The 26,545-nt window shown below is 46.7% G+C and carries 24 protein-coding genes, 9 tRNA genes and 2 pseudogenes; 14 read left to right on the top strand and 21 right to left on the bottom strand.

Annotated features, from left to right (window positions below; genetic code table 11):
* Positions 1-30 precede the first annotated feature (30 nt).
* From CEQ48_RS08050 to CEQ48_RS08010, 9 genes are all read left to right on the top strand, one after another.
* Positions 31-115, top strand: a tRNA-Leu gene (locus tag CEQ48_RS08050).
* A gap of 26 nt (positions 116-141) precedes the next feature.
* Positions 142-216 (top strand) — tRNA-Gln (locus tag CEQ48_RS08045).
* Between the two features lie 41 nt (positions 217-257).
* Positions 258-342: transfer RNA gene (locus CEQ48_RS08040), tRNA-Leu, on the top strand.
* A gap of 25 nt (positions 343-367) precedes the next feature.
* A tRNA-Met gene (locus tag CEQ48_RS08035) sits at positions 368-444 on the top strand.
* A 22-nt stretch (positions 445-466) separates the two neighbouring features.
* A tRNA-Leu gene (locus CEQ48_RS08030) sits at positions 467-552 on the top strand.
* A 17-nt stretch (positions 553-569) separates the two neighbouring features.
* Positions 570-644: transfer RNA gene (locus tag CEQ48_RS08025), tRNA-Gln, on the top strand.
* 43 nt (positions 645-687) lie between these two features.
* Positions 688-772, top strand: a tRNA-Leu gene (locus tag CEQ48_RS08020).
* 38 nt (positions 773-810) lie between these two features.
* A tRNA-Gln gene (locus tag CEQ48_RS08015) sits at positions 811-885 on the top strand.
* A 41-nt stretch (positions 886-926) separates the two neighbouring features.
* A tRNA-Leu gene (locus tag CEQ48_RS08010) sits at positions 927-1,011 on the top strand.
* Between the two features lie 279 nt (positions 1,012-1,290).
* On the opposite strand, the gene flaC is transcribed toward CEQ48_RS08010, so the two are convergent.
* The 15 genes from flaC to CEQ48_RS07935 all read right to left on the bottom strand — a co-directional run bounded on the left by flaC (position 1,291) and on the right by CEQ48_RS07935 (position 17,422).
* Entirely contained in the window at positions 1,291-2,424 is a 1,134-nt protein-coding gene (flaC, locus tag CEQ48_RS08005) for a flagellin C (RefSeq protein WP_089070872.1), read from the bottom strand.
* A gap of 669 nt (positions 2,425-3,093) precedes the next feature.
* Positions 3,094-4,233 (bottom strand): flagellin A, encoded by a 1,140-nt coding sequence (gene flaA / locus CEQ48_RS08000; protein WP_089070871.1) that lies wholly within the window; start codon positions 4,231-4,233, stop codon positions 3,094-3,096.
* A 408-nt stretch (positions 4,234-4,641) separates the two neighbouring features.
* The gene (gene flgL / locus CEQ48_RS07995; RefSeq protein WP_001887670.1) at positions 4,642-5,835 is read right to left on the bottom strand and encodes a flagellar hook-associated protein FlgL; all 1,194 of its coding nucleotides are present in this window, start codon (positions 5,833-5,835) and stop codon (positions 4,642-4,644) included.
* 12 nt (positions 5,836-5,847) lie between these two features.
* Positions 5,848-7,722 (bottom strand): flagellar hook-associated protein FlgK, encoded by a 1,875-nt coding sequence (gene flgK / locus CEQ48_RS07990; protein WP_089070870.1) that lies wholly within the window; start codon positions 7,720-7,722, stop codon positions 5,848-5,850.
* A gap of 177 nt (positions 7,723-7,899) precedes the next feature.
* Positions 7,900-8,838 carry a flagellar assembly peptidoglycan hydrolase FlgJ gene (gene flgJ / locus CEQ48_RS07985; RefSeq protein ID WP_089070869.1) on the bottom strand — a complete coding sequence of 313 codons (939 nt, stop codon included), beginning with the start codon at positions 8,836-8,838 and terminating at the stop codon, positions 7,900-7,902.
* A gap of 10 nt (positions 8,839-8,848) precedes the next feature.
* Complete coding sequence (locus tag CEQ48_RS07980) at positions 8,849-9,934, bottom strand: flagellar basal body P-ring protein FlgI (protein WP_001887666.1); 1,086 nt, start codon at positions 9,932-9,934, stop codon at positions 8,849-8,851.
* A 90-nt stretch (positions 9,935-10,024) separates the two neighbouring features.
* Positions 10,025-10,801 (bottom strand): flagellar basal body L-ring protein FlgH, encoded by a 777-nt coding sequence (flgH, locus tag CEQ48_RS07975; RefSeq protein ID WP_181710659.1) that lies wholly within the window; start codon positions 10,799-10,801, stop codon positions 10,025-10,027.
* A gap of 23 nt (positions 10,802-10,824) precedes the next feature.
* Positions 10,825-11,613 (bottom strand): flagellar basal-body rod protein FlgG, encoded by a 789-nt coding sequence (gene flgG, locus CEQ48_RS07970; protein WP_055032141.1) that lies wholly within the window; start codon positions 11,611-11,613, stop codon positions 10,825-10,827.
* A 19-nt stretch (positions 11,614-11,632) separates the two neighbouring features.
* A complete protein-coding gene (gene flgF / locus CEQ48_RS07965) occupies positions 11,633-12,382 on the bottom strand; it encodes a flagellar basal-body rod protein FlgF (protein ID WP_019829710.1) in 750 nt (249 codons plus the stop codon).
* A gap of 182 nt (positions 12,383-12,564) precedes the next feature.
* Positions 12,565-13,869 (bottom strand): flagellar hook protein FlgE, encoded by a 1,305-nt coding sequence (flgE, locus tag CEQ48_RS07960; protein ID WP_089070867.1) that lies wholly within the window; start codon positions 13,867-13,869, stop codon positions 12,565-12,567.
* 28 nt (positions 13,870-13,897) lie between these two features.
* Positions 13,898-14,605, bottom strand: a complete 708-nt coding sequence (gene flgD / locus CEQ48_RS07955) for a flagellar hook assembly protein FlgD (RefSeq protein WP_089070866.1) — start codon at positions 14,603-14,605, stop codon at positions 13,898-13,900.
* Positions 14,606-14,622: 17 nt separating this feature from the next.
* On the bottom strand, positions 14,623-15,039 hold the full coding sequence (gene flgC / locus CEQ48_RS07950; protein WP_000051919.1) for a flagellar basal body rod protein FlgC: 417 nt from the start codon (positions 15,037-15,039) through the stop codon (positions 14,623-14,625).
* A gap of 4 nt (positions 15,040-15,043) precedes the next feature.
* Entirely contained in the window at positions 15,044-15,439 is a 396-nt protein-coding gene (gene flgB, locus CEQ48_RS07945; RefSeq protein WP_089070865.1) for a flagellar basal body rod protein FlgB, read from the bottom strand.
* A gap of 218 nt (positions 15,440-15,657) precedes the next feature.
* Positions 15,658-16,485, bottom strand: a complete 828-nt coding sequence (locus CEQ48_RS07940; RefSeq protein WP_089070864.1) for a protein-glutamate O-methyltransferase — start codon at positions 16,483-16,485, stop codon at positions 15,658-15,660.
* A gap of 10 nt (positions 16,486-16,495) precedes the next feature.
* Positions 16,496-17,422, bottom strand: coding sequence for a chemotaxis protein CheV (locus tag CEQ48_RS07935; RefSeq protein WP_089070863.1), 927 nt, complete (start codon positions 17,420-17,422; stop codon positions 16,496-16,498).
* Between the two features lie 56 nt (positions 17,423-17,478).
* Between CEQ48_RS07935 and flgA the strand changes: the two genes are divergently transcribed.
* The 3 genes from flgA (at position 17,479) to CEQ48_RS07920 (ending at position 19,226) form a co-directional block, all read left to right on the top strand.
* The gene (gene flgA / locus CEQ48_RS07930; RefSeq protein WP_089070862.1) at positions 17,479-18,246 is read left to right on the top strand and encodes a flagellar basal body P-ring formation chaperone FlgA; all 768 of its coding nucleotides are present in this window, start codon (positions 17,479-17,481) and stop codon (positions 18,244-18,246) included.
* A gap of 130 nt (positions 18,247-18,376) precedes the next feature.
* Positions 18,377-18,700 carry a flagellar biosynthesis anti-sigma factor FlgM gene (gene flgM / locus CEQ48_RS07925; protein WP_000907265.1) on the top strand — a complete coding sequence of 108 codons (324 nt, stop codon included), beginning with the start codon at positions 18,377-18,379 and terminating at the stop codon, positions 18,698-18,700.
* Positions 18,701-18,800: 100 nt separating this feature from the next.
* Positions 18,801-19,226 carry a flagella synthesis protein FlgN gene (locus CEQ48_RS07920; protein ID WP_198301234.1) on the top strand — a complete coding sequence of 142 codons (426 nt, stop codon included), beginning with the start codon at positions 18,801-18,803 and terminating at the stop codon, positions 19,224-19,226.
* Positions 19,227-19,335: 109 nt separating this feature from the next.
* Here the strand turns inward: CEQ48_RS07920 and flgP are convergent, their stop codons facing one another.
* Positions 19,336-19,773: a flagellar assembly lipoprotein FlgP gene (gene flgP / locus CEQ48_RS07915; protein ID WP_001885771.1), complete on the bottom strand. Its 438-nt coding sequence runs from the start codon at positions 19,771-19,773 to the stop codon at positions 19,336-19,338.
* Positions 19,774-19,780: 7 nt separating this feature from the next.
* On the bottom strand, positions 19,781-20,416 hold the full coding sequence (locus CEQ48_RS07910) for a FlgO family outer membrane protein (RefSeq protein ID WP_089070860.1): 636 nt from the start codon (positions 20,414-20,416) through the stop codon (positions 19,781-19,783).
* A 160-nt stretch (positions 20,417-20,576) separates the two neighbouring features.
* Between CEQ48_RS07910 and CEQ48_RS07905 the strand changes: the two genes are divergently transcribed.
* Entirely contained in the window at positions 20,577-21,710 is a 1,134-nt protein-coding gene (locus CEQ48_RS07905) for a flagellar assembly protein FlgT (protein ID WP_089070859.1), read from the top strand.
* 124 nt (positions 21,711-21,834) lie between these two features.
* Here CEQ48_RS07905 and CEQ48_RS07900 read toward each other — a convergent pair.
* From CEQ48_RS07900 to CEQ48_RS07890, 4 genes and pseudogenes are all read right to left on the bottom strand, one after another.
* Positions 21,835-22,362 (bottom strand): annotated as a pseudogene (locus CEQ48_RS07900) (hypothetical protein); the annotation flags it as partial.
* A complete protein-coding gene (locus tag CEQ48_RS20595) occupies positions 22,274-22,744 on the bottom strand; it encodes a condensation domain-containing protein (protein ID WP_373419684.1) in 471 nt (156 codons plus the stop codon). The gene CEQ48_RS20595 and the pseudogene CEQ48_RS07900, both read right to left, overlap by 89 nt.
* A 288-nt stretch (positions 22,745-23,032) precedes the next feature.
* Entirely contained in the window at positions 23,033-23,848 is an 816-nt protein-coding gene (locus CEQ48_RS07895) for a siderophore-interacting protein (RefSeq protein WP_089070858.1), read from the bottom strand.
* 304 nt (positions 23,849-24,152) lie between these two features.
* A pseudogene (locus CEQ48_RS07890) lies at positions 24,153-25,802 on the bottom strand (TonB-dependent siderophore receptor); the annotation flags it as partial.
* Between the two features lie 159 nt (positions 25,803-25,961).
* On the opposite strand from CEQ48_RS07890, the gene CEQ48_RS07885 reads away from it, so the two are divergent.
* Positions 25,962-26,468: a Fe3+-citrate ABC transporter substrate-binding protein gene (locus tag CEQ48_RS07885; RefSeq protein WP_089070857.1), complete on the top strand. Its 507-nt coding sequence runs from the start codon at positions 25,962-25,964 to the stop codon at positions 26,466-26,468.
* The last annotated feature ends 77 nt before the right edge of the window (positions 26,469-26,545 follow it).

Here is a 26,545-nt window from a genome sequence, read left to right as displayed (position 1 = left end):
ATTTGAGCAATCAAGTTATCAACACAATTTGCGGAAGTGGCGAAATTGGTAGACGCACCAGATTTAGGTTCTGGCGCCGCGAGGCGTAAGAGTTCAAGTCTCTTCTTCCGCACCATATTTGATGATATAAATCATCACTGCAGGTCTATCGCCAAGCGGTAAGGCAACGGGTTTTGATCCCGTCATCCCATGGTTCGAATCCATGTAGACCTGCCATTATTTAGATGATTTGAGCAATCAGGTTATCAACACAATTTGCGGAAGTGGCGAAATTGGTAGACGCACCAGATTTAGGTTCTGGCGCCGAGAGGCGTAAGAGTTCAAGTCTCTTCTTCCGCACCATATTAAATCTGAAAAGATTTAGAGTGGCTACGTAGCTCAGTTGGTTAGAGCACATCACTCATAATGATGGGGTCACAGGTTCGAATCCCGTCGTAGCCACCAATTACAATTTGATGCATTTAACGCGGTGGTGGCGGAATTGGTAGACGCGCTAGCTTCAGGTGTTAGTGTCCTTCGGACGTGAGGGTTCAAGTCCCTCCTTCCGCACCAAATGTATCGAATTCTGTAGGTCTGTCGCCAAGCGGTAAGGCAACGGGTTTTGATCCCGTCATACCCAGGTTCGAATCCTGGCAGACCTGCCATTATTTCGATGGCTTGAGCAATCAAGTTATCAACACAATTTGTGCGGAAGTGGCGAAATTGGTAGACGCACCAGATTTAGGTTCTGGCGCCGCGAGGCGTAAGAGTTCAAGTCTCTTCTTCCGCACCATTATTGAAAGCAACGACGATCGTTGTGCAGAATACTGCAGGTCTGTCGCCAAGCGGTAAGGCAACGGGTTTTGATCCCGTCATACCCAGGTTCGAATCCTGGCAGACCTGCCATTATATTGATGATTTGAGTAATCAAATTATCAACACAATTTGCGGAAGTGGCGAAATTGGTAGACGCACCAGATTTAGGTTCTGGCGCCGCGAGGCGTAAGAGTTCAAGTCTCTTCTTCCGCACCATACAAACAAACCTAGCTTCGGCTAGGTTTTGTTTTATCTGCACTTTATTGATCGCGCTATCGCGTCCATAACTTAAGCCGCTTTCCGGCGGAAGCTAAGCTCCTTTAGATAAGACACAACGCCACCATTAGCTAACCATTTATACGCTCTTTTGCGTGATGGCCGCTGATGTTCTCTCTTTTACGTTCATCCCTGTTACGTTTCTCAGCCACACAAAACCAACAAATTACAGGCAATAAAAAACCCAGCTGCAGCTGGGTTTTTTCCTATCAACTCGAACTAGCCTAGAAGAGCCAGTGCTGAGTTGGGTGCCTGCTTGGCTTGTGCGAGAACAGAACTTGATGCTTGAGAAAGGATCTGCGCCTTGGTCAGTGCAGTCGTTTCTTTGGCAAAGTCTGTATCTTTGATCCGGCTCTTAGACGCATTCACGTTTTCGTTAATGTTATCTAAGTTGTTGATAGCGTGGTTGAATCGGTTTTGGAATGCACCGAGTTCAGCACGATGGCTATCCACATATTTCAAGGCAGCATCGACAATCGCCACACTCTCTTGCGCACCACCTACAGAGGTCACATCCAGAGTATCGACGGTGACATCTTTTGCAGCACCGATGCCTAACTCACTCGCGAGTGAGCCGCCAAAAGTCGCTGCACCATCGATTCGGTTGTTATCGGTGAATAACTGTAACTTACCTTCTTCATCCACCGATGCTTTAATCATATCGGTTTGACCGTTGATGTAAGTCGCCAGCTCTTCGATATCATCCCCTTCTTTCGCGTTGATTGAAATGGTGACATCGCCTTCGCGTTTGTCTTTCAGAGTGATGGTCAGATCGGTTTTACCCGTTTCCACGCCCCAACTTTTGTCTTTGCCGTTAGCCGCTTGATAGGTTTTACCCCCCATCAAAGTGTTATCACTGCGCATGTCTTTGATGTTAAGCATCACCGCTTCACCGTTATCCGCACCAATCTGGAATGACTTGGTCGCGAATGTACCGTTGAGCAGCTTATTACCACCGAAAGAGGTGGTTTCGGCCACACGATTAAGCTCATCATTCAACGCGGTAATTTCTTCTTGAATCGCAACACGGTCAGCTTTTGAGTTTGAACCGTTAGCTGATTGCAAGGAGAGATCACGCATACGTTGCAGGATGTTAGTGGTCTCTTTCATTGCCCCTTCCGCTGTTTGCGCCATCGAAATACCATCGTTGGCGTTACGAACGGCGACACCTAAACCTCGGCTTTGCACGTTCAAGCGGTTAGAGATTTGCAGACCGGCCGCATCGTCTTTTGCGCTGTTAATTTTGTATCCTGAAGATAGACGTTCCATTGACGATTGTTGTGCGTTAGTTGCACTCGTCAAGTACCGTTGTGCTGTCATTGCTGACACATTGGTGTTTACATTCACCGCCATAGTGGTATCTCCTATTGATTTTCCGACGTAGCGGAACTCACAAACGGTCTCCGACGTCTCGGAAAACCAAGCAGTTCTCTCAAAGTTACTTCTATTAGCGACTCGCTGAATGAATCCTTTAGTAAAAAGATGGGTTTTCGCTATAAATACTCTGAAATGAGTGAACCTTGAGAGTTCTCGCACAAATCACAAAAATATCTGGCGGTTAGGCTCAAGTTTTACCCACAGCAGCCGGGGATTTTTCAGGCTTCATTGTTGTATCAAAGGCTTACGCTTAAAAGTCAAAATGCTTTGGCGTCGCGAGTGGAGCACATGAGTGAATATCATCAGCTTAAATAAAGAGAGCAACTTGAGTGAATGAAGCTTTGCAAGCATGGTGCATGCTTTAGGCGACAAGGGCGTTGGAGGAGGCTCAGTGATGGTGAAACGCAGAAAAAAGAAAAGCCCCTTTTCCTTTGAGAGAACTGGGGCTATTGGGTGGTAGCCATCGCCAATGTGGAGATCAAGAGAAATGAACACATTTCGGCTAACCGTTAAGGGCGCATGATTATGTTGGGCTAGATGAGCAGTTTTGAGTGAGAGAGCTCGCCTAACATTCCATAACCATACTTTGCCAAAGTCCCTTCATTACATACCCACGTCTGAGCTCATTAATGAAGGTACCGGGAACTACTGCAATAACGAGATTGCAGAGTTTGGCAACTGTTTCGCTTGGGCAAGAATTGAAGTCCCTGCCTGTTGCAGAATCTGAGATTTGGTAAGTTGCGTTGTTTCCTTCGCAAAATCCGTATCTTTAATCCGACTTTTCGACGCTTCCACGTTCTCCTGAATGTTCGACAGGTTACTGATGCTGTGACTGAGCCGGTTCTGTTTCGCACCGAGGTCTGCTCGTTGCGAATCCACGTATTTTAATGCGGCATCGATAATACCCACGGCATTCTGTGAACCACCAACACTGGTAATATCAATGTCTTGTACTGTGGTTTTCACACCTGGACCACCATTGAGGCCAAGCTCGGTTGCCAATCCACCGGAAATATTGAAGTTACCTTGAACATTCGGCTCAGCAACAAAAATCTGCAGTTTGCCTTCTTCGTCAACGGAAGCTTTGAACAGATCCGTTTGACCGTTGATGTAAGTGGCCAACTCTTCAATGTCATCACCATCTTTGGCCATGATGTCGAGCACCACGGCCTCACCATCTTTCTTGGTGAATTCAAACTTCAGGTCACGAGCGGTAGGTGGTACGCCCCACTCTTTGGTTTTCGCTTGTTCTGAGACAAAAGATTGGCCACCCATGCGGAAATCGTCCGCACGTACGCTGGTCAGTCCCATGATGATCGCTTCACCCGAGCTAGAACCGATTTGGAACGAGGCTTCACCAAATGAGCCGTTCAGCAGCTTACGGCCACCAAATGAGGTGGTTTCTGCGATACGGTTTAATTCGTCTTGCAGTGCTCTTGACTCTTCATCCAAAGCTTGGCGCTCTGAATCAGAGTTGGTGCCGTTCGCCGATTGTAAGGCGAGGTCACGCATACGCTGCAAAATACTGGTGGATTCATTCATCGCACCTTCAGCGGTTTGAGCAATCGAAATACCATCGTTGGCGTTACGCATTGCCACATCCAAACCACGAGATTGCGCCGTTAAACGGTTTGAAATCTGCAGGCCTGCCGCGTCATCTTTTGCACTGTTAATGCGATTACCTGATGAGAGGCGTTCCATGGAGGTGTTAAGATCTCCCGTCGCCTTAGTCAGATAACGTTGTGCGGTCATCGCCGACACGTTGGTATTTACGTTAATGGTCATAGTTTGCTCTCCTATCGAGTTCGCAAGCTCATTTGCGAAGCGGTCAGCTTTGGTCTCTTTTGGAAGCACTGACCGTGAATAACTTGCCAAATCGGCCCAAAGGCAGATTTAAAAACCGGTTACAACAACTCTGATGTACTTTATTCAATTAGCGTGCCAACTTTATTTTCTTTGGCACCCACTGCTATACATCACTTATTTTCAATGAGTTACATTGTCTATCTAATTCAATCAGCCACTCAGAGTTGCCGATTCTTGTTGGCGGCAATCAATTTTGCCGCTTACTTGCCGCTTTGGTTACCCTGTACAACTTTTCACCAAGGCTTAATGTTGTATTAGCAACTTCCGCGCCACTTTTTCACTCAACTCACTTCGCTCATATGGCTTAAGCACATATGGCATTGAAGGCTAGATGTAGTTAAAAAGGGTGAGATCTTTGGTTTTACCAAATGCTTTCTGCGATGCCTCAAGGGCACGCGAGTTCTCGTTGAAATCAATCACGGCTTCTGCGTAATCCAGATCCTCAAAGGTACTTTTGGATTTCGCGAGGCTGATTTTGAAATCTTCGTGCTGCTCTTCCTGAATATCGAGCGTACTCAAGCGAGCACCAATATCCGTTCTGGTTTTGTTGAGATGGATAAAGGCGGTATGAAATTCTTCAACTAACTGATGCAGTTTGGCCGTATTCGAAGCATCCGATACCGAACCTTCGGCGTAGCGAATCGCATCACGGAAAGTATCAAACACGCTAAACGTGGTGCGAGGCGTCAGCTCAATCGCATCCCCTTTGCTGATTTGCCCTTTTAGCTGGATGTTCAGCTCTTCAAACTGGATGCCGGTTTTCGCATCAAACTCTCCCGCTTGCACTACGCTGCCGTTACGCTCTAACTGATAGCCATTTTTGCCTTCAGGCATATCGACAAAGGTTACGCGATAGGACGAAGTATCATCGGGATTGAGGTTAACTGCCCGCTCTAAGAGCAGCTCGGAACCCTCTTGCAGCGCATAGTTGGGCTCATAGCTGCCAAAAGGATTCGGGATCTCCATAAACACTTTGCTGCCTGGATTATTAAATGGTATTTCCAAGCTGTTGGAGATCTTCATTTTGCGCTGATAATCATCCCCCGCGTAGGTCACATTGCCTTGGTTATCACGAAAGAAGGGCTGATTTTTGGGTTTGGTACCGGCAAAAATATAGTTGCCGGATTCATCTTGTACGTTGGCGAGGTTAATAAAGTTATTGGCCATTTCTTGCAACACGCGCGCACGCGCCACCCGATCTTCTGGTGACAATGAACCGTTGATCATCTCCATCACAGTGCGCTTTGCGGAGTCAGAAAACTCTTCGGTATTGGAAATGATGACTTCTTGATGCTCAAGGCGGTTGCGCACTAACACTATCGCATCTAAGTACTGACGCAGTTGCTCTTCTTGTTGCCCAACGTTTTGGATGTAGTGCGTCGCCAGCGGGTTATCACTCGCTGACAACAGCTTTTTACCAGACGCCAATTGCGCTTGGTTATTAAACACTTTCGATTCCTGACGACGGATGTCGTTCTGAACCGCTTGGTAGTTATGGAAGCTAGAGATTCGGTTTAACATTTACCCATCTCCCTATCGCAACGCCAAAATGGTGTTGAAAGTATCGTTCGATGCCTGAATGATGCGTGAGGAAGCCATATACGCTTGCTGGAACTTCATCATGTTGGCGGCTTCTTCATCGAGGTTCACGCCGGAAATCGAAGCGATGCGCGATTGCGCCGCCTCTTTCTCCAGTCTTGCCACATCGGTCAAACGCGTCATGGTGGCCATTTTTAGCCCCACATCCGTGTTGAGGTTGTGGTAAAGATCGATGATGGTGGACTCGTTATCATTCATCCGTTTGGCGGTTTGAATGTTGATCATTTTACGTAGGTTGCCGTTGTCCCCTTCTGAAGGGACAAGGTTTGCCGTGAATTTGTCATTAGGCAAAGCGCCTTCCGTCAGCTCAAAGGTGGTGCCCAATACGGTCACAGGCCCAGTCGGCGGATAAGGCTGAGGCTGAAGTAAAATATTGCCTTTGGTATCGGTCACCGCGAATTGATCGCCGGTTGGCGAAACAATCACTTCAAATTCGCGAACATCCCCCGCTTGCAAAATCTTAAATTTCGCTTTGCCTTGAGCAAAGGTGGTCGACGCTTCAAAGCTCTGTGCGGCAATTTTTGTCGCATCTTCTGTCGCTAAACGTATATCTGCCGCACCGTTACGAGTTGGGCGCACCAAAATTCGCTCCCCGACTTGTGGCGGATTGCGCACTTCCACGCGTAAGCCATCGACATACACATTGCCTTTGACCACTGGCAACACGGTTTGTTGGCCTGAAGGCAAAGTCACCACAAATTCACTGCCGTTGTACTGCATGGAGTACTCGCCACCTTTGAGTTGGCTGACATCTTCAATAAATACCGCCATATCGGCTTTAGAATTACTGTTGGTTACCACACGCGAACGGGCCAGAACATCCAAGTTAACATCGGTAAACAGAGCACTGCCTACCTTGCCGCGCAGGTCTAAGCCTTGGGCTTGCAAGGTATTCACTTCATGAGAAAAGGAGACCGCGAGACGACCGACTTCATCCATCAGGTATGGAATGTGCTCATCACGCATATCCAAAATGGCTTCCATCTTGCCGCCAATATCACGTGCGGAGATGGCTTTGAGCGCCTTGCCTTCCACCATGGCTAAACGGTGTTGCTGGGTATCAGGAAAACCATCAATCACTTTCAGCTGGCTGGCTTCAGTACCGGAAACCAAAGTGTGGCCGTTGCCGATATGAATGTTGAAGCCTTCACCATGTTTTCTTTGCGTGACCGTAACTTTGGTGTATTGCGACAATTCGGACACCAGCTTTTCATGCTTGTCCATCAGGTCGTTATGCGGTCCAGGTACACGCATCATCAAACGCTGCAAATCACGAATTTCCAACGCCAGTTGGTTGATGCGTTCTACGCCAAGGGCTAAGCCTTTATTGGTAATGTCTTTTTGTAAACGAACCGTCTCATGGAAGTCATTCAGGTTTTGTGAAATGAGCTTGGCTTTTTCGAGCACCACTTTACGGGCACCCAGATCATTGGGCGAATCGGCCAAACTTTTTACTGAATCAAACCACTCATTGAGGTTCTCAGGAATTTTCTTCGAAGCCACAGAGGAAAGCAGCTTAGACAGCATATCGAGGTTTTCTTCGGTATCCCGCTTAAAGGCAAAATCGGTAGAGGCAATATTCAGCTCTTTAACGGCAAATTGATCCCACGAGCGGCGAACATTTTCCACATGCACACCCATACCATAGGTTTCACCGCCGTATTGGCGAGGCGCATTGGTCCCTTGGATCACAGACTGACGGCTGTAACCCTCTGTATTAACATTGGAAATGTTATGACCTGTGGTATTGAGTTGTCTCTGAGCCGTCAGTACGCTTTGCGTACCCACATTCAGAAGATCAGACGCCATACTGCCCCCGAAAACCGATATTAATCAGTAAAATTCACTGAATCTAAACAGTATTAGCAATATGCATGCCAGATTAATTAATCTCAATTTACTCTAATAAAAATAGCAAGTTAGGATTAGTAAGTTGGAAAATAGCGAGTGCGAAAGAGTGCCGCCGGAAATATTCCGGCGGGCGATTTATAGCAGGTTCATTTGATCGATTTGCGCTTTTACGCGCAGCACCTTGTCGGCGTATTGCGGGTCTGTCGCGTATCCGGCACGGTGGATACCGTGGATAAAGCGTTCACTGTTCCCTCCATGATCCAACGCATTGGTATAACGTGGGTTGTTTTCCAAGAAGCGAACATAGTCGTTAAAGCTGTCATCAAAGCTCGCATAAGAGCGAAACGCGGCTTTCTCCACCACCGGAACATTGTTGTGATATTCCAAAGTTTGGGTCGCGACTTTATCACCCTGCCAGCTGCGATCCGCTTTGATATTAAAGAGGTTATTGCTGTTACCGCGGGCATTTTTCACCATTTTTTGCCCCCAGCCTGTTTCTAGTGCTGCTTGAGCAATCAACAAGGAAGAATCGACCCCGAGCATACGCGCCGCTTTATCCGCATAAGGTTTGAGTTTGGAGACAAACGACTGACGAGAATCAAACTGTGTCGATTGAACCGCTTGTGTTTTACGCAGCGGATACACCGCCGCCACCAAGTCTTCATTACTGCGCTCACTGGCCGTTTTACGGGCATGTTCCACACGGCGCATGGCTTCTTGGAAACCATCATCGCCTTTTTTGTCTGCCGGAGTTTGTCCGGTTGAAAGTTGGGCAACAATCATATCGGCCAATCCCAGAGAACCAGAGGAACTAAATTCACTCGCCATCTGCTCATCGAGCATTTGTCGGTAGGTATCTTCAGTCTGACTCCCGAACATGTCTGATTTAAAATCGCTGTTCGCATCACGCATTGACTTGAGCATCATCGAGGTAAAGATCGACTCAAACTGGCGGGCTGCCGCCGTCAGAGCAGATTGTTCTGAACCTTCATCGCCATTAATTGCCTTTTGGCGCAATTTATCTAGACCTGCAATATCTTGGATAAAGCCAATGTCATTGGGATTATTAATCATGGCTGGCTCCTTAAATAATGATCAGTTGGCCTTCAATCGCGCCCGCTTGTTTCAGCGCTTGCAAAATCGCCATTAAATCAGAAGGGGCTGCACCCACCTCGTTGACAGCACGGACCAGATCATCCAGAGTGACACCCGGCTCTAACTTAAACATTTTGCCCTGTTTCTCTGTCACTTCGATACTGGAATCCGGAGTGACAACCGTTTGCCCACCACCTAGTGCATTAGGCTGGCTGACATTAAGATTCTCTTTAATCGCTACCGTCATCCCACCGTGAGTAACCGCGGCTGGTTTGAGGCGCACATTCTGCCCAACAACGATAGTGCCGGTGCGTGAGTTAACAATAATTTTTGCCGCACTGTCTGCTGGATTGAATTCAAGGTTCTCAATCGCAGAGAGGAAGGCAACACGCTGGCTGAGATCGCGCGGAGCACGTACTTTGATTGAGGCCGCATCCACCGCCGAAGCCATTTGAGGCCCTAAGAACTGGTTCACAGCATCGGCTAAACGCTGCGCGGTTGTGAAATCGGATTCAAACAGGTTAAAGGTAATGTAATCGCCACGACCAAATGGGTTGGGGACTTCACGCTCAACAATCGCGCCACTGGAAATCATCCCCACAGTTGGGTTGTTGCCGACAATTTTTGAACCATCGGCCCCCGTCGCACTGAAACCACTCACCACTAAGTTACCTTGTGCCACCGCGTAAACTTGTCCATCCAAACCTTTCATGAAGGTTTGCATCAAGGTGCCGCCACGTAAACTTTTTGCCGAACCAATCGAAGAAACAGTGACATCGATGGTTTGACCTTGCTTAGAAAACGCGGGCAGATCGGCAGTGACGATCACGGCGGCAACGTTTTTAGTTTTTGGCTTGGTGCCGGGAGGCAATTGAATGCCGAAGTTTTGCAGCATGGCGTTAAAGCTTTGATCGGTAAAAGGTGTGGATTCACCAGTCCCCGGCAAACCGGTGACCAAGCCGTATCCGACCAGTTGGTTGTTACGAACTCCCGCAACCTGCGCGACATCTTTGATCCGTGCAGCTTGCGCACTGGAAGCCAGCAGCAACATCAATAAAATCGTGAATTTTCTCATGGCGGATGTACCTTACTCTCTAAAACAACGATGAGGCCAAAAGGCCTCACCGTTCACTATGCTGTCAATAAACTAACCCAGCGGCTCGACTTACAAAGAGACATTAAAAAATCGTGCCAAGAATCCAGGTTCTTGCATATCTTGGTTGGTTCCTGTGCCAGAATATTGAATTCGCGCATTGGAAATACGGTTAGAAGCAATCGTATTGTCGAAGTCGATATCATCCGGACGAATGGTGCCACTCAAACGAATGTACTCATCTCCCGTATTCAGAGTGAGCCATTTTTCCCCTCGGATCACTAAGTTACCGTTCGCTAGCACTTCAATCACTTCCACCGTAATCGAGCCTGACATGCTGTTACTTTGGTTAGCCGCCGCGCTCCCTGAAAACTTATTGTCGTTTTTCAGCGCGTAAGAGAAATTGTAATCCCCGATGGTCAAATCTTTGCCACCGACCGCCAGCGGATCCATTGAGGCATCATTTTTCTTATTCAAATCCGCATCGGCACTTTTGGCGGCTTTGGTACTCTCATTTAAGGTCACGGTAATAATGTCACCGACACCGCGCGGTTTTGAGTCGTCATACAAGCTGTTACCGCTCGCCAAATTAAACAGCGAGCCTGTTTCCGCCGCATAGTGCTCAGGCTTAGCTTTCGGATGGATCGGTGCCCATGCAGGATCGCCCGCAACCGGATCGGTACGGTTACGCAATGCATCGGTTAAACCTGAGTTACTCTCAGATTTGTCACCTTCAACCGCATCTACCGTCGTGGTGCCTTGAATGGTTTCAGCCGTTTCAATTGGTGGCTGCATCAAGCTACAACCAGAGAGCAGAATCAATAAGCTAGAAGCAAGTAGACGTTTCATCTCGGCCATCTCTTAGTTAGTAATTACAGTTGTTGGTTAACGAAGCTCATCATCTTATCGACGGCAGAAATGACTTTAGAGTTCATTTCATACACGCGCTGCGCTTCAATCATGTTGACCAATTCTTCCGTTACATTCACGTTTGAGGTTTCGAGCATGGATTGACGCACATCCCCCAAACCATCCAAACCTGGAACTCCTTCTTGTGGCTCACCACTGGCTCCCGTTGGTAGATAAAGGTTTTGCCCAATGGGCTCTAAGCCGCCGGGGTTAATAAAGTCAACCGTAGTGATCTGACCGAGCACTTGGTTATCTTGCTGACCACGGACACGAACCGATACTTCACCATCATTACCAATCGTGATGGAGATAGCATCTTCGGGAATGATGATCTCTGGCTGTAAGCGATAGCCCGAGCCTGAGGTCACAATCGCGCCTTCATCATCCAGAGTGAACTGACCATTACGGCTATAGGCAATGTTGCCATCCGGCATCAGAATTTGGAAAAAACCGTCGCCTTCAATCATCATGTCCAAGCTGTTGGAGGTGGTTTGTGCGTTACCATGAGTGTGTACCTTTTGGGTTGCCACCACCTTAGAGCCTGCCCCTAGCATCAAACCACTCGGCAAACGAGTGTTTTGCGAGGATTGTGCCCCCGGCTGGTTAATGTTTTGGTAAAACAGATCTTCAAACACCGCACGCCCTTTTTTAAAGCCAATGGTGGAGGCGTTGGCAAGGTTGTTGGAAATCGTTGCAATGTTGGTTTGTTGGGCATCTAAGCCGGTCTTACTGACCCATAGTGCTGGTTGCATACCTAACTCCTACCTTAAATTAGCTCGTGCGAAGCAGTGAATCGGAAGCTTTGTCCATCTCTTCCGCCGTGCTCATCATCTTGACTTGCATTTCAAACTGACGTTGCAAGTCGATAAGACTGGTCATTTCACCAATCGCATTCACGTTGCTTCCTTCAAGGGCACCCGTGAGAATTTTTACGCCAGCATCGGCCTCAAACTGCGTATTAGGATCCGTCGCGCGAAATAAACCATTCACGTCTTTAAACAGTGACTGATCATTGAGTCGAACCAGCTTGATTCGATCCACGACTTCCATCGCATCGGCAGGTGCACCTTGTGGGCGAACAGAAATAGTGCCATCACCGCCAATTTCGACTTTGGTTAGTGGCACAGGCAAGGTTATCGGTGCGCCTGTTTCACCGAGAACCGGATGCCCATTGCCGTTAAGCAGCAGGCCTGTTTCATCGATACGTAGGTTGCCGTTACGAGTCAGCCCCTCTTTGCCGGTTTTATCCAGCACAGAAATCCAGCCATCACCTTGAATGGTGATGTCGAGATCGCGACCTGTCGTGATCACACTGCCTTGGGCAAAGTTATGCCCAGGACGCTCAGTCATACTGAAAACGCGAGTTGGGAGGCCTTCACCGTAAGCTTGCATTGAACGCGCTTGCGCTAAATCGGCACGAAAACCTGTCGTGCTGACGTTAGCGAGGTTGTTTGCCCGTAGCTGCATCGCTTGCATGTTTTGTTTTGCGCCACTCATGGCAAGAAACAATGCGCGGTCCATAATCTGCTCCCAAATCGTTAGTTAAAGCAGTTAAAGCAAGCAACATGCCAACTTAATTATTCCTTATGGAACAAGCTGATAGATGAGAAATCTGAAGGAGATAAGCGTATTTGCCGCGGCAAGGGGGCAAAGAGGCAACCCCATTAAGCCGCATTGCCGCCGCTTAATGGGGTTGAAGAGGATTAACGAATTTGCAGGATGTTTTGTTGCAATCCGTTGTGTACTTCCAAAGCACGTGAGTTGGCTTGGAAGTTACGCTGAGCGGAAATCAAATCCACCAGCTCTTGCGTCATATCGATGTTCGACTGCTCTAGTGAGCCATTACTGACCGAACCAAAAGAACCTTTATTCGATTCACCCCAGATTTTCGCCCCCGAAAACTGAGTGGCATCCCACTGAGTGCCGCCTTTTTTGTCCAGCCCTTGCTCGTTAGCAACACGCACCAGCGCAACACGGCCTAGTGTGGTGTTAATGCCGTTCGAGTAAGTAGCAAGTACGCTACCATTTTCGTCAAAGTCAACTTTGGTTAGGAAGCCAGTGGTCGCGCCATCCTGATCAAATTTGGTCAGCTCAAAAGGTGCGGCAAACTGAGTTACCGTATCTAATTTGAATGACAACGTTTGATTCACATCCGCCCCGTTCAAATCGATAGGGTTTGCTCCCCCCCCAAGCGGTTCAGTCACAATCGGTTGACCGTTGTTTAGGCTCGCCAGAGTACCATCGTTGTTAAAACGCATGGTATGTCCCACGTGGCCTGTTGGACTTGCCGCATCACCACCGACAACGTTAATCGGCTTTTCACCGGTTTTGTCAGTGACGGTGTAGTAGGTCTGCCATGTATTAGCTTGATTCATATCTTTCAAGTAATACGTCGTTAACTTATAAGGTTGCCCCATAGAATCATAAATGGTCGATGAGGTAGTACGGTTATAAGTTTCAGGATCTGTGATATCAAATAGCGCTGGATCTTTGAGATCACCGTTAGCAGGCAAGTTTGCCCCTAAGTCAATATTCGCGGTTTGTTTCGGCTTACCAAACTGCGGCGGAATATTAATTGGCTTTGGCTCATAAGATAAAACATCACCCGTATCAGGGTTTACTTCATAACCAAGCAGGAACTCATCATTCGCTGTGACCATGAAGCTATTTTTGTCCAAGTGGAATGCGCCGTTACGAGTCAGCTCATTTTGCTGTGGAACTAGGCGATCTTTCGCGACAGCGAAGAAACCGGTACCCGCAATACGCAGATCCAATGGGTTATTGGTGTAGATGCTCGAACCTTCGTGGAACTGTTGAGCCACTTTGGCCGCTTGCACACCTTGCCCTGGTGTCGTCTTCGCGTTAGTAAAGAGTGAGGTGGAATACACATCACCAAATTCGGCACGCGACTCTTTAAAACCAAAAGTATTGGCGTTCGCAATGTTGTTACTGGTGGTATTTAAATCCATCTGCGCGGCGGATAAACCACTAAGAGAGACATATGACATAAGTAATTCTCCTATCTAGCTAGCGCTATCACGCTTTGCCTACTTCAAGTACTTCAGCAAGTCGAACTGGTGCATCAAAACCAGCCAGATTGAGTAGTACGTTACCATCGCCTTTGCCTAACAAAACGCTGTTGACGTTCGCATACGTGGAGACTTCAAATTCTTTGCTCTCTCCATCCAACAAGCCAGACGCTTTAACTTTGTATTTGCCACCCGGCAACGGATTACCGCTCTGATCTTTTCCATCCCATTCAACGCGGTTATCGCCCGAAGATTTGGCGCCGACATCAAAGGTTCGTACCAATTGACCAGCTTCGTTCTCAATGCGGATAAACAAGTTATCGATCGATTGCGGCAACTTCACCATTGCCGCCATGCCGCCCTCAGGCTTTTTCATGCCTGCTGCTCCCGGCACTAGCACGTCACGCCCTACCAGTGATGAGGCTTGCAGCGCTTGGTTAGAGGTCATTGATGAGTTGAGACTCTCAAACTGAGTGTTCATCTTGCCAATGCCATCAACGGTCGCGAATGAAGCCATCTGCGCAATCATCTGATCGTTACTCACGGGTTTGAACGGATCTTGCTGTGCTAACTGCTTGGTCAGCAAAGAAAGAAAGTCTTCTTGTTTCAGGGATTTCTGCCCTGTGGTTTCATCCGGCTTTTTCTGCTCTTGAAGAGCTTTAAGCTGATCAATATAGGACAAGCCGCTTTGACCAACATTATTGATTCCGGCCATACGTTAACTCCTTATCCTTATTGACCCATCTGCAGCGTACGCAACAGCATCTGTTTACTGGCATCCGCCACTTGCACGTTGGTTTGATAAGAACGAGAAGCAGAAATCATATTCGCCATCTCCTCCATCACATTGACGTTTGGCTTATAGATATAGCCTTCATCATTGGCAAGTGGATGTTCTGGATTAAATTCAGCGACCAGCGGTTTATCACTTTCCACAATTCCCAGTACCTTCACCGGCACATTCGGATCGCGGTTAAAACGCGCTTTACTCAACTCTGCGCCAAACACAGCATGACGAGCTTTGTAAGTATCTTTCGCTGAACTACTAATACTATCGGCATTGGCCAGGTTACTTGAGGTGGTATTGAGACGAACCGACTCGGCGCTCATCGCAGAACCTGTGACATTAAATACGCTGAATAAGCTCATCTATCTACTCCCCTTTAATCGCTTTGGTTAAGTTCTTAAATTTACCACCAAGGAAATCCAAAGAAGCTTGATGACGGATTTGGTTTTGCATAAACATATTACGCTCAAAATCGACATCCACCGTGTTGCCATCACCCGTATCTGGTTGTGTCGGTGTGCGGTAAAGAATTTCCCCAGTAGCCATCGAAGAGGCAGGAATATGCCGACCATCGGTACGACTAAGGCTAATGCTTGTCCCCGAACTTGCCGCTTGCAATGCCTTCTGGAAGTCCATTCCTTTTGCCTTAAATCCCGGCGTATTGGCTTGCGCAATATTGGTGGCAATCACCTCAGAGTTGCGCTCACGTACGCCCACCGTGTGCTGGTGAATGCCTAGGGCTCTGTCAAAAGAAATAGCCATGTTTACCTCTTCGATAAGAACTGACCGTTATTGCTGAAATCAATTTGCAATTAGCGTACCAACTTTTAAAACAAACGCCATTGGTAGCAAGATGAATAACAGATAGCAAACTCCACGCCAAACCGGTTCAGTGGGGGGGGAAAGAGCTCGTTCATGTTCGTTAGAATCTAAAATAAAAAGCCCAGTAAAAACTGGGCAAAATGAGATGGATTGATTTTTTATTTGAGTTTATAGATGATGCCAGGATTACAACGCACCATTTCAAACTTGTCGGTGAGCCCAGTCAGAGATTCGGATGCCCCCAACAGCAAATAACCGCCAGGATTCAGGCTTGCCGCCATCTGGTTGAGTACCTTAGATTTCATATCTGGTGAAAAATAGATCAGCACGTTACGGCAAAAAATGATGTCAAACTTACCCAACAAGGAATAACTTTCCATCAAGTTTTGTGGACGGAAGTTCACCAAACGCTTTACGTTATCTTTGATTTTCATTCGGCCATCGCCCGCATCTTCGAAAAATACTCGACGACGCTCAGGAGACAAACCACGGCCTAGAGCCAAGTTGTCATAAATCCCAGCTCGGCACATGTCTAACATACTGGCCGAAATATCGGTAGCAGTGATTGACACGCTCGGCAACAATCCCGGACGTTTTTGCTGAACCTCTAAAATTGTCATCGCCATGGAATACGGCTCTTGGCCTGATGAACTGGCCGCTGACCAAATTTTTATCGGTCGCTTATTCGCCGCCATTTCAGGCAATAATTTGTCAGCTAAAACCGTAAATGGATAGGAATCTCGAAACCATAAGGTTTCGTTGGTTGTCATAGCGTCAACCGCTGCTACGCGCAGATCGCGATTTCGCCCAGTCACGACATCCCGCAACAAGTCAGACAACGAACTTAACTTGAATTTGGTGACGAGTGGACTTAGACGGCTTCGCACCAAATACTGCTTGCTGTCACCCAGTACAATTCCGCACTGAGATTCCAGAAATCGGCAAAAGTCGCGATACTCTTGGTCGCTAATCGTAATAGCAGTCATTCATTTCTCTTTATTTAACTAGCGCAGCTTTCACCGCATTACCAAGCTCATCAGGGTTAAATTTTGCAATAAACGCATTTGCCCCAACTCTCTCAACCATGGCTTGGTTGAACACGCCACTCAATGAAGAGTGCAAAATAACATAAAGATCTTTGAGCTCGTTATGACGGCGGATTTCCGCAGTCAAGGTATAACCATCCATCTCGGGCATTTCAATATCGGAAATCACTAATGAAATCTGATTTTGGATTGGGCCATCTTTAATCATCTCCATTAGTTTTTCATAAGCATCTTTACCATCTTTGGTGGAAATGACTTCGAAACCGATGGATTCAATGGCGCGTTGCACTTGTTTACGTGCCACGCTGGAGTCATCCGCAATCAAAATACGGCGAACAATCTCTTTTTCTTGTTCAACTTCGGCAATTTCTTGACCGATATCTTTGGTCATCGCTTCGTTGACTGGCGCAATCTCAGCCAAAATTTTCTCAACGTCGATAATTTCAACCAGTTCATTATCAATATTAGTCACAGCTGTCAGATAGTTCGCTTTACCAGAACCATCAGGTGGCGGCAGGATCGCCTCCCAACGCATGTTGATGATACGTTCAACCGAACTCACCAAAAACGCTTGGATAGTACGGTTAAATTCAGCAATCACAACGAAACTTTTATCCACATCCACCGTTGGGCGGCCACCGATCGCAAGACTTAGATCGATCACAGACACTGTTTGCCCACGAATATGTGCCACCCCTTTAACTAAACGATGCAAGTTAGGCATAGCGGTCAATTTAGGACATTGCAGGACTTCTTTAACTTTGAAAACGTTAATACCGTATCGCTGACGGCCGTTAAGACGGAAAGTTAATAGTTCTAATCGGTTTTGACCGACGAGTTGCGTACGCTGATTCACAGAATCAAGAATACCCGTCATAAGCTCATCTCCATCTCAAACTTTTATCCAAAAAAAGTGATAGTCTACTACAGGCTATGAAGAAACCAGAGAAACGAAAAATGCATCCGAAGATCGATCTCCATTCGCATTTCATAACTAAGTGTAGAGCTTTCTGTGAAATATTTTATAGCTTTATCGGCTTTTTATTATTTTTCTTTAGTCTAGCGACCAATGCAGCCACGCCGGAACAGCTTTCAATGATAAAAGAAGCTGCCGAAAATCATGTGCTGAGCACGGTAGATATGCCAGCTGGCGGTGAGTTGGTGGTCAATGCAGCCAATATAGACGATCGTTTATTCGCGACCGATTGTCCGGAACCTCTCACAACCAATTCATCATCTAGCAATGGGTCTGCGGCCAACATCACCGTATTGGTGGAGTGCAAACCGGATAACTGGCGTGTTTATGTGCCGGTTCGTCTGACGATCACTATCCCACTCATCACAGCGGCAACCCCATTAAGTCGGGGACAAATGATTTCCGCACAAGATGTTACGTTAAGTATGGTAGACCTGCTGCGTTTCCGGCGGCAAGGTTTTTCCACTCCTGAAAACGTGATTGGTGCAAAAATCAAAAAAAATATTCGAGTGGGTGATGTGATTGAACAGAAGGATGTCTGTATCGTATGTAGGAATGAAAGCGTTGTCATTGTGGCAGGAAAATCTGGTATGTCGATCACAACCAAAGGGACGGCGATGTCCGATGGTGTTCTAGGAGAGCAGATAAAAGTGAAAAATGACAAATCTAACCGTATAATTGATGCGCAAGTCAGTGGTGTCGGTGAGGTCACCGTCGCGTTTTGATAGCTTTACCTTGCTTATCAGAAAAACTGGTGCCAAGTGATTTTCTGTTTGGTTAAAAAAGTCGCTAAAGTTTCGACCTGTGTGGTCGATATTGACAGTACACGTTAAAGTTTATTGAAAAGGCTCATTTATGGCAGGTATTGATAATATACGCGCAGGACAGTCGTTAAACACGACCAGCCGCACCAATGTGCGTTCTTCTGATGCCAGCAACTCCTCCACTCAATCCGGGGCGGTATCACGCTCATCGGCAAGTGGTCAGGATGCGGTATCGCTGAGCTCACAAAGTAAAGCCATCGGCGAAATGCATAGTGAAATGGCTTCAAGACCCAGTTTTGACAGCGCAAAAGTCGCCGCAATCAAAGAAGCGATTGCTAACGGCTCTTACGTGGTTGACCCTGAAAAACTGGCCGATAACATGATCAAATTCGAAAAAGAACTGGGCGGCTTCTAACCTAACGTGTCCCCAGCGCGCGTCATCGAGTATGTTGTTATGACTAAAGAGTGATGAGCAAAGAATGATGATCAAAAAGTAATGTATAGGCGATTTGGCGATGGCAGCATTAAAAAACTTGGTTGAGTTTCAACTGAAAAATGCGCAAGAACTCGTGACCGTACTCGAAGCGGAGAAAGTTGCGATCACCAGCCGAATCTCTGTGGATATCGAATCCATTGCAAAACAGAAACTCACCTTAGTCAATCAATTACAGCAAACTGACCAACGCATTGCGAAACATCCACATGTCGCGAGCCTGACTGAAGATGCTTATCTCAATGAGTTGGTGAGTAAAATCCGCAGTATCATCATGGACTGTCAGCAAGCCAACCAGATTAATGGCGATGCTTTAGCCCGCGCGCAATTGAGCTTTAATAAACTCAATAACCTGATGCAACAAAGCCATGGCAAGATTGGTATGACTTACAGTGCGACCGGGAAAACCCATACTATTTCAACCTTGGGTACCAATATCAAAGCATGATGAGAGAGTTTCTTAAAGCGAAGCACTCAAACAAATGAGTAAGACTTAACAAGCAAAAAAGCGGCAATCATTGCCGCTTTTTACGTTCTGGGAGATGAAGATGTGAGAGCTAGAATAGAGTCATTTGACGTTTTTCGGGGACTTGTTGTACTTCTCCGTAATCACGCATCTTGTCCATCTTGCGAATATCAAGTCTCAGTTCAGTGACATAGCTATCACCAACCTTATAACTGCGTACCACTTCAGCACCGCGAATCACACCATCGACCGCACCTGCCGTCAGTTCTGTACCAAGACGTTGATCTTGCAACTCAGCACGACCACTGATGCGCATACCATACACCTGCTCAGCAAGCTCGCGGTAAGCATCAATTTTAGAAGCACGCATCGCACGCACTTGCTTCTCAGCCTCATCACGCCCTCTCTGCTCGCTGATATTGGCATAGCCAACCGCCGTTAACCAATCATCGGGACGCATGCTTTGCAAGGGTTGGCATCCCGTCATCACTAAGGCTGCCACTAGGAGTAGTAAGCTAGATTTCATCATCGTTCTCCTATGGACGTAAAATCACGGTGTACGGCTGAGTCATCGTTGGATCTGAACGGATCAGCACGCCATCCTGGGTACGAATACTGTTTAGTGTGTCTAGATCTCTACCGATACGATCGGCTGGCAAGAAACCTTGCGCTGTTGCGACCACAACCCGTGATTGCATACCTACCACACGAGCATTCACAATCACCCCACCCTCTTGGCGCAGCATAGTGCCAGTCAACACATATTGGACTTCCTGCTGCTGCGAGAGATCTTTCCAATCACGACTAAAGGCAAAATCTCCTTGTTGCGTCACTTGGATTGAGCCTGTGGTTTTAAAATCCACCACTTTGAATCCACGACGCTGAAACTGGTGAATAAATCCTTCAGAAACCGAATTTCCCAACCAGTTAGTGCTATCCATATTTTGCAGATCGACAAACGAGGTTACCGCGATCGGCGTACGAGCTGTGATGCTGGTATTCGATAGCATCAAATCTTCCGTCATGCTCTCAACAAAGAAATCCAATGTGTGACGAGGACTCTCCATCAACATAAACTGTGAACCATTGTATGGCTCTTTACCGTTATAAATCGGGGCGTATGCACACGAAGTCAGTAAAACCACGGGTACTAAGGAAAGCCATTTTTTCATTCTCTTCATCTCCAGATATACTATGGCGCGCATTTCAGCTTCTCACTCGATTAAACTGGAACGCTCCTTGCTTTTCTTAAACTGTTATTGATTCAGAATTGCAATGCCTACATCAGTTAGGATTTGAAAAGCAAAATTTATACCCACTTGGGACCTTACGATGAAAAAAAATATTTTATCTATAATTTCAGCACTTTGGATGATACTTCAACTTCCATCGGCTCACGCTGCTTGGTATGAAGTGACAGGATCTGCCGCTATTGTTTCTTCCGAAGAGGTCGCTCGCTTACACGCCTTAGAAGATGCGTTATATAAAGCGGTAAATTTTGCCGGGGCAGATATTGGCAGCATCAGCAATTTGATGCCGCTGTTGGAATCAGAACGTGGAGAATACCTATTTGCTAACCATGAAGTACGCTACATCCTAATTGAAGAACGCAAAGCGATTAACAATGTGATGTACGTGCGCACCCGCATTGATATTTACCCATCGGCAACGGCTTGCCACCTTGAGCAGTACAAAAAAACTATGTTGATCGGCAATATTGATCTGGTCTCGCCTCAGCAAGCAGTGATGGGACAGATCTATCAGGTCGGTGATGATTTTGCGCAGGTGATTAATCGTCGCTTAGAGCAAGAATCTCGCAGCTTTGTCTCGGTCGGCACAACACAATACGATATTGACCCTAAAGCACCGGAGCGGATCAAGATGATCGCGCAAGATGCTGGAGCCCAGTACATCATGGGCGGCATGATCACTGATTTAACCGCCACCATAGAGCAAAAAACGCTGCAAGATGACATCATCAATCGCCAGTTTGCGATGGAAATCAGTGTATTTGATGGCAAAACAGGCAATGAAGTGATGACACGCACTTACCGTGAAGTTGCACGCTGGCCGTTTCCTAAAACCAGCCAAATTGATACGCGTAGTGCACGTTTCTGGGCATCGACTTATGGTGAAATGATGCTGCGTGTGAGCCGCAACATTATGCTCGACCTTGAATCGGAAATTTCTTGCAAGATCACGTTACCGCAAATTGTGGCGAAATTTGGAACCACTGCCACCATGGATCTCGGTCGTATTCACGGTGTTAAACAAGGTGACAAGCTTAGCCTTTGGCACACCGGTGCCTTTATCGACCAACAAGGGTTGCCGCGTAACAAAGTCACCCAAAGTGAGATTACGCTTACCGTGTCTCGTGTATACGAACACGAAGCGGAATTAACCGTGGATCAACCTGAGCTCGCCTACAGTATTCAAATCGGCGATGTGATGCACAAGCAGATGTAGTTTAATCATCAAGCTACAAGTCCTGAAGTGCCATGACTGGCACTTCAGGCATTTCCAGCAAGGGAGTGCCAATACCGCCCTTCGACCACTTCCCCCAAATCCCTCTATCCACTACACAAAAACACTACCCCATAGACGGAGAGCGACAAGCTTCATCTTCAAGCGGCCTCACCTGCTTTTTCAGCGTCGACAATGCAATATCTTGTGCAATGCAATCGGCAAACCGCTCAAACATGCCACTGGTTACCTTGTTCAGCAGAGCGACTTGAGCTGGGCTATAGTGTTTCGACATATAACTCATCATGACTCTCAACGTCTGCTCTTGATCGACCCTCTCTTCTAAAATTTCAAACTGTAAACCTAAGCCGGATTCACTTTTATCGGGATCGACTTGTTGGAAGCGAATCGCATGCCCTTCTGTCAACGGTAGCTCTCCGTGCAGCTTATTTTTTGCATGCAGTTGAATAAAGACCTCAAACATGTGACTTTCCGTCTCATGCTCAACACCTTTGAGCCCTTCTTCAATCAGATCGATCAGAATATCTGTGTATGGCATCGACTGGTTAATGCTGTTTTTCACTTGCTCGATGAGTTGCCACACCGTTTGTACTTTCGTGAAATCCACCAACTGAACGCCCATCATCAATGTGTAATCGGTGCTTGCCCTCAGGCAATAGAGTCAAGCTGATCTCAATCGGGTTTCCCTGCGTTAAATCGAGCATCTGGTGGGTCATTCGCTGGCGCTTGGTATGCACAAAAGACTCCACCTCATCTGGCGTCCATTGTGATAGGTCATCCACTTTAAGCTGATGGAGAGTTGAGAGCGGCAAGATCTTCTGCTGTCCATCCTTGGTGATCGCTAAACGTAACATGGGATGTTTCGCGTACAGCGCGCGTACTGCTTGCGTTAGCGCCTGTCGATTTAATGCTTGACCATCAAATTCGGCGTAGAGATGCGCGGCCACACCATCGAGCAAGCAATCGTGTTGTCGCCCTAGCCAATAAGCCGCTTGCATTGCTGTCATTTCTTGCATTTTAAAATCCACAAAATCATCCCTTTACTTGGCGGACACATTCTTGCTGTGCGTTGATGCGCCATAAAACACCAATAATAACCATTATCAATTGCATTGCTAAATGGGAATAGTCAATCTTTGCTATGACAAATTACGGTAGGTAATCGAGATGGGGACTGAGTACACCAAGGTGAGAGTGAGAGACGAATTGGGGATAGAGCACTTTTGGCTAGCCCTAAGAATGGTGCTAACCAAAAGTGATGGACAGGGTTGACAGGGTTAGTGAGCCAAATGAAGGATCAAGCGTTAAAACTCTTCATCCATCACCACATGGCGCTCTTCGTGGTACGCCTCTTCATTTTTACCGCGCTTCCAATAAGGAATGGCGTAAATCTTATCTCTTGCGATTCGATATTCATTTCGCAAAATTTTACGACACGCAATGACGCTCTCATTTTCCCCTGCCACAAAAGCAGAAAGCGACTGTGCGCCTTGCGGTACTGGCAGTTGTTTGATCGCCATCGCCAAAGCGGGTTGCGCCTGATTAGGATCGCGCACTAACCACTTGATCACCATCTGTTCTGGATGGGAGATATCATGCTTATCTTCGATATCATCCACTTCAAGAAAGACATAGCCTTTGGCCTGACTAGGCATTTTTTCTAAAATGGCACTGATCGCAGGCACTGCTGATAGATCGCCAGCCATAATATGCCAATCCGCAGGCTCGATAAGAGGGTCAGGCCCACCGGGACCTATCAAACCAAGCTGTGAGCCAGTTTGAGATTTTAGAGCCCATCCTCCCCCCGGCGTTCCTTCACCGTGCACAACAAAATCGATATCAAGTTCATTGCTTTCCGCTCGGTATTGCCTGACGGTATAGGCTCGAGGAACGGGTTTATGCTCTGGCCAAATGACTTTATCACTCTCACGAATCGGTAACTGGAGTATGCCACTCGCCTGATTGGGGAAAAAAACCTTAATGTGCGACCCATTTTGATCTTCGGGGAATCCAATTAAATCCTCACCGGTAAGGGTCACTCGAAGTAGGTTTTTTGATACATACTTTTTACGCACAAAATCCAGTAATCTCGGATAAACGCGCTCGACTTCGTTACTCATTCTTTCACCTAATTTATCTTATGCCTTAGCCAACCTTGCTGGGAGTGTCATTCACTCAATCCTCCCAACGTTCTGCCCCAGCTGAAAAACAGTGGTTCGGCCCTGTAAACAATCAATTCAAATGAGAATGTATGTCATTAACAAACTTTACACAACTGTCGATCAACTTAACCAAGGGATCCCAGATTCTTAGAATATGGTTTAACCTCGAGAGCTCAGCTCAAGGCTTAAATGCGAACATAAAAAAAACTCCTCTCAGCTGACTTAGAGGAGTTGTTTTGTTTCAGTCCATTTGAAATATCATTTAGAAATTCAACTGCACCGATGCACCAATCATGCGAGGCTGCTGCTTAAGTTGGTCAAGCGTATTATTGGTTGAGAGATAGAGCGTTGTTTTATCAGAATCCAATAAGTTAGTGGCATACAAGGTTGCTCGTCCATGCTCAAAAACATACGCTAACTGAGCATTGGCAACCCAATATGAGTCAATCGCAAATTTTTCTGAATTGCCACTCTCCGAGAAATAGCTTCCGGTATAAGCCGCATTACTACTGAACTCAAACCCTTGGCCAAAATCATAAAGCAGACCAACATTGGCTGACATTTTCGGTGCACGAGGCAGCTCTTTAGTCTTTCCGGTGGTATCTTTGAACTCGGTTTTCAAAAGCCCTAGGTTGGTAAAAAGTTCGAGTGAAGAGGTCGCATACCAACGTGATCCGATTTCAGCACCATAAGTACTCGCTTCATCAAGGTTAGCGATAAACACATCACCACTAGATGTGGTTTGCGTCATCTGCATACTGTCAAAATCGTTATAGAAAAGGTTAGTCAACACTTGGACAGAATGGCTGAAACGGTGACGGGTGTAAAACTCATAGTTCCAAATTGATTCCTGTTCAAACTCGTAGGGCCTAAAACCTGTAAATTGCATCGAGTTAAACGCCAGTCCTGCACCACCCGCATTGTAACCTTTAGCCGCTTTAATCCCATAGGTCTGCCCTTGCACTGGTGTATATGCCACATCGAACTTAGGCAAAAATACGCTGGATGTTTCATCGTAATCAAGCTTGTATCTTGGGTGCGAGACGTTTCGCTTAACCTGCTCTCTTTCAAATCGCCCAGCCAAATTCACATCGATAGAAGGCGTTAACGCATAAGTGACTTCCGCAAAAACGGATTTGGCTTTAGTGCGACCATCCATCGGATATGCACTGGCCGCATCAATGTACATATCATCTTGTGAAGATTGGTAGTAACGCGCTCCAATCAGCGCATTCACACTACCATCCAGTGCGATATAGCGTAATAACGGTTCGATATGGAATTCTTTACCATCGGTATTGAAATCCCCCCGGCTATTGGGATTGGTATAGCGGTCATAGCTGAAATCGGCATACACCAGATTGTTTTCAACAGTGAAGAAGTCGTTGAGATGCCAGATAATATCCCACGCCGTCGTGAACGAGGCTGTCTCATAAACCGGTCGGAAAGCTTCGTTACCCGCCACATTAATGTTTTCTGTTTGTGGCCCACGAGAATCCATGTGAGAGAGCGTTAACGTGGTTTTAAATCCATCCAGTGCGGAAGGTTCATACAGCAGCTTACCGCGCACGGAATTCATCTCGATTTTTTTAGGATCGCCGGCGGGTTCAAAAGCAGCAAGATCGACAAAACTATCGCGCTTCTGCTGATCAAAACTCAAACGAAATGCCAACTCATCTTGAATAATAGGTGCAGAGATCATACCCGCTGTTTGCGAATAATCGCTTTCGCCAATACCTGCTTTTACCGCACTTTAAAAATGATGAGTAGGGTCGTTAGACTTCATCACAATCACGCCCGCCGAGGTATTTCGCCCTTGAATGTAGCTCTGTGGCCCTAAATAGATCTCCACTTGCTGCATATCCCAGAGTGAACGAGGGCCAAAAGCAATTTCAGAATAAGTCAGGGAACGAACGTAACCAACACCGCTACTGCTTCAAGCAGGAAGGGGATACAAGGTCAGAGTAAAGCTTACTATGTCAATCTTTGGTCATTCCTACAGCACATTTCTTCTCGTGCTAGCCAAAAGCCTCTATTATTACTATTAACAGTTTTATTTATAAAACACGTCATGTCGAAAAGTAACCTAGAGACTAATACCGGACACCGCTTTATATCCAAAGCGAAAACCGCGTATAAAATTCATATTCATACCCCTGACGATAAGGTTTTACATCGCTCAGTCGGGTTTGTACGGCTTGGTGAAAAGAAAGGATTGAAGAAAGCGATTGTGCTACGCAACGAATTAGGTTCCGCCATGTGGGGCAAATTTTGGCGCAGAATCCTAAAAGATCCTTACTTGATGACTCGCTTACCACACAGCTTAGAACCCAAAATCATCCATAAACCAAGGCCGACCTTAGATAACCCCACAGCAAGAGACGCTTGTTATATTGCGGCTTGGCGAGAATACGATGAACAAGGTAAATGCCACTTCCGCAGCGTGGTCTGTTCCATCAATAAACACGGAAAACTGGCCGCCTACACGAAAACCAAAAAAGCCCTATTAGCCGCACATAAAGATTGCTTAGATATTTTGGTGTTTATGGGACGCTTAAACAGTATCGACCTGAAATAAAACCTTTTCGACTCGATTTTTGTTATCACCAGAAAAAAACAAAGGCCCGAATGGGCCTTTGTAGATTGAATCTTGAT

The organism is Vibrio tarriae (genome assembly GCF_002216685.1).
Taxonomy (GTDB): domain Bacteria; phylum Pseudomonadota; class Gammaproteobacteria; order Enterobacterales; family Vibrionaceae; genus Vibrio; species Vibrio tarriae.
Note: the sequence above shows the minus strand (reverse complement) of the source record. Positions and strands in the feature narration are given on the sequence as shown.

Excerpts from the sequence above, each read along its gene's own strand:
- flaC (WP_089070872.1), bottom strand. The coding sequence starts at position 2,424 with ATGGCGGTGAATGTAAACACCAATGTGTCAGCAATGACAGCACAACGG.
- flaA (WP_089070871.1), bottom strand. The coding sequence starts at position 4,233 with ATGACCATTAACGTAAATACCAACGTGTCGGCGATGACCGCACAACGT.
- flgL (WP_001887670.1), bottom strand. The coding sequence starts at position 5,835 with ATGTTAAACCGAATCTCTAGCTTCCATAACTACCAAGCGGTTCAGAAC.
- flgK (WP_089070870.1), bottom strand. The coding sequence starts at position 7,722 with ATGGCGTCTGATCTTCTGAATGTGGGTACGCAAAGCGTACTGACGGCT.
- flgJ (WP_089070869.1), bottom strand. The coding sequence starts at position 8,838 with ATGATTAATAATCCCAATGACATTGGCTTTATCCAAGATATTGCAGGT.
- CEQ48_RS07980 (WP_001887666.1), bottom strand. The coding sequence starts at position 9,934 with ATGAGAAAATTCACGATTTTATTGATGTTGCTGCTGGCTTCCAGTGCG.
- flgH (WP_181710659.1), bottom strand. The coding sequence starts at position 10,801 with ATGAAACGTCTACTTGCTTCTAGCTTATTGATTCTGCTCTCTGGTTGT.
- flgG (WP_055032141.1), bottom strand. The coding sequence starts at position 11,613 with ATGCAACCAGCACTATGGGTCAGTAAGACCGGCTTAGATGCCCAACAA.
- flgF (WP_019829710.1), bottom strand. The coding sequence starts at position 12,382 with ATGGACCGCGCATTGTTTCTTGCCATGAGTGGCGCAAAACAAAACATG.
- flgE (WP_089070867.1), bottom strand. The coding sequence starts at position 13,869 with ATGTCATATGTCTCTCTTAGTGGTTTATCCGCCGCGCAGATGGATTTA.
- flgD (WP_089070866.1), bottom strand. The coding sequence starts at position 14,605 with ATGGCCGGAATCAATAATGTTGGTCAAAGCGGCTTGTCCTATATTGAT.
- flgC (WP_000051919.1), bottom strand. The coding sequence starts at position 15,039 with ATGAGCTTATTCAGCGTATTTAATGTCACAGGTTCTGCGATGAGCGCC.
- flgB (WP_089070865.1), bottom strand. The coding sequence starts at position 15,439 with ATGGCTATTTCTTTTGACAGAGCCCTAGGCATTCACCAGCACACGGTG.
- CEQ48_RS07940 (WP_089070864.1), bottom strand. The coding sequence starts at position 16,485 with ATGACTGCTATTACGATTAGCGACCAAGAGTATCGCGACTTTTGCCGA.
- CEQ48_RS07935 (WP_089070863.1), bottom strand. The coding sequence starts at position 17,422 with ATGACGGGTATTCTTGATTCTGTGAATCAGCGTACGCAACTCGTCGGT.
- flgA (WP_089070862.1), top strand. The coding sequence starts at position 17,479 with ATGAAGAAACCAGAGAAACGAAAAATGCATCCGAAGATCGATCTCCAT.
- flgM (WP_000907265.1), top strand. The coding sequence starts at position 18,377 with ATGGCAGGTATTGATAATATACGCGCAGGACAGTCGTTAAACACGACC.
- CEQ48_RS07920 (WP_198301234.1), top strand. The coding sequence starts at position 18,801 with ATGGCAGCATTAAAAAACTTGGTTGAGTTTCAACTGAAAAATGCGCAA.
- flgP (WP_001885771.1), bottom strand. The coding sequence starts at position 19,773 with ATGATGAAATCTAGCTTACTACTCCTAGTGGCAGCCTTAGTGATGACG.
- CEQ48_RS07910 (WP_089070860.1), bottom strand. The coding sequence starts at position 20,416 with ATGAAAAAATGGCTTTCCTTAGTACCCGTGGTTTTACTGACTTCGTGT.
- CEQ48_RS07905 (WP_089070859.1), top strand. The coding sequence starts at position 20,577 with ATGAAAAAAAATATTTTATCTATAATTTCAGCACTTTGGATGATACTT.
- CEQ48_RS20595 (WP_373419684.1), bottom strand. The coding sequence starts at position 22,744 with ATGCAAGAAATGACAGCAATGCAAGCGGCTTATTGGCTAGGGCGACAA.
- CEQ48_RS07895 (WP_089070858.1), bottom strand. The coding sequence starts at position 23,848 with ATGAGTAACGAAGTCGAGCGCGTTTATCCGAGATTACTGGATTTTGTG.
- CEQ48_RS07885 (WP_089070857.1), top strand. The coding sequence starts at position 25,962 with ATGTCGAAAAGTAACCTAGAGACTAATACCGGACACCGCTTTATATCC.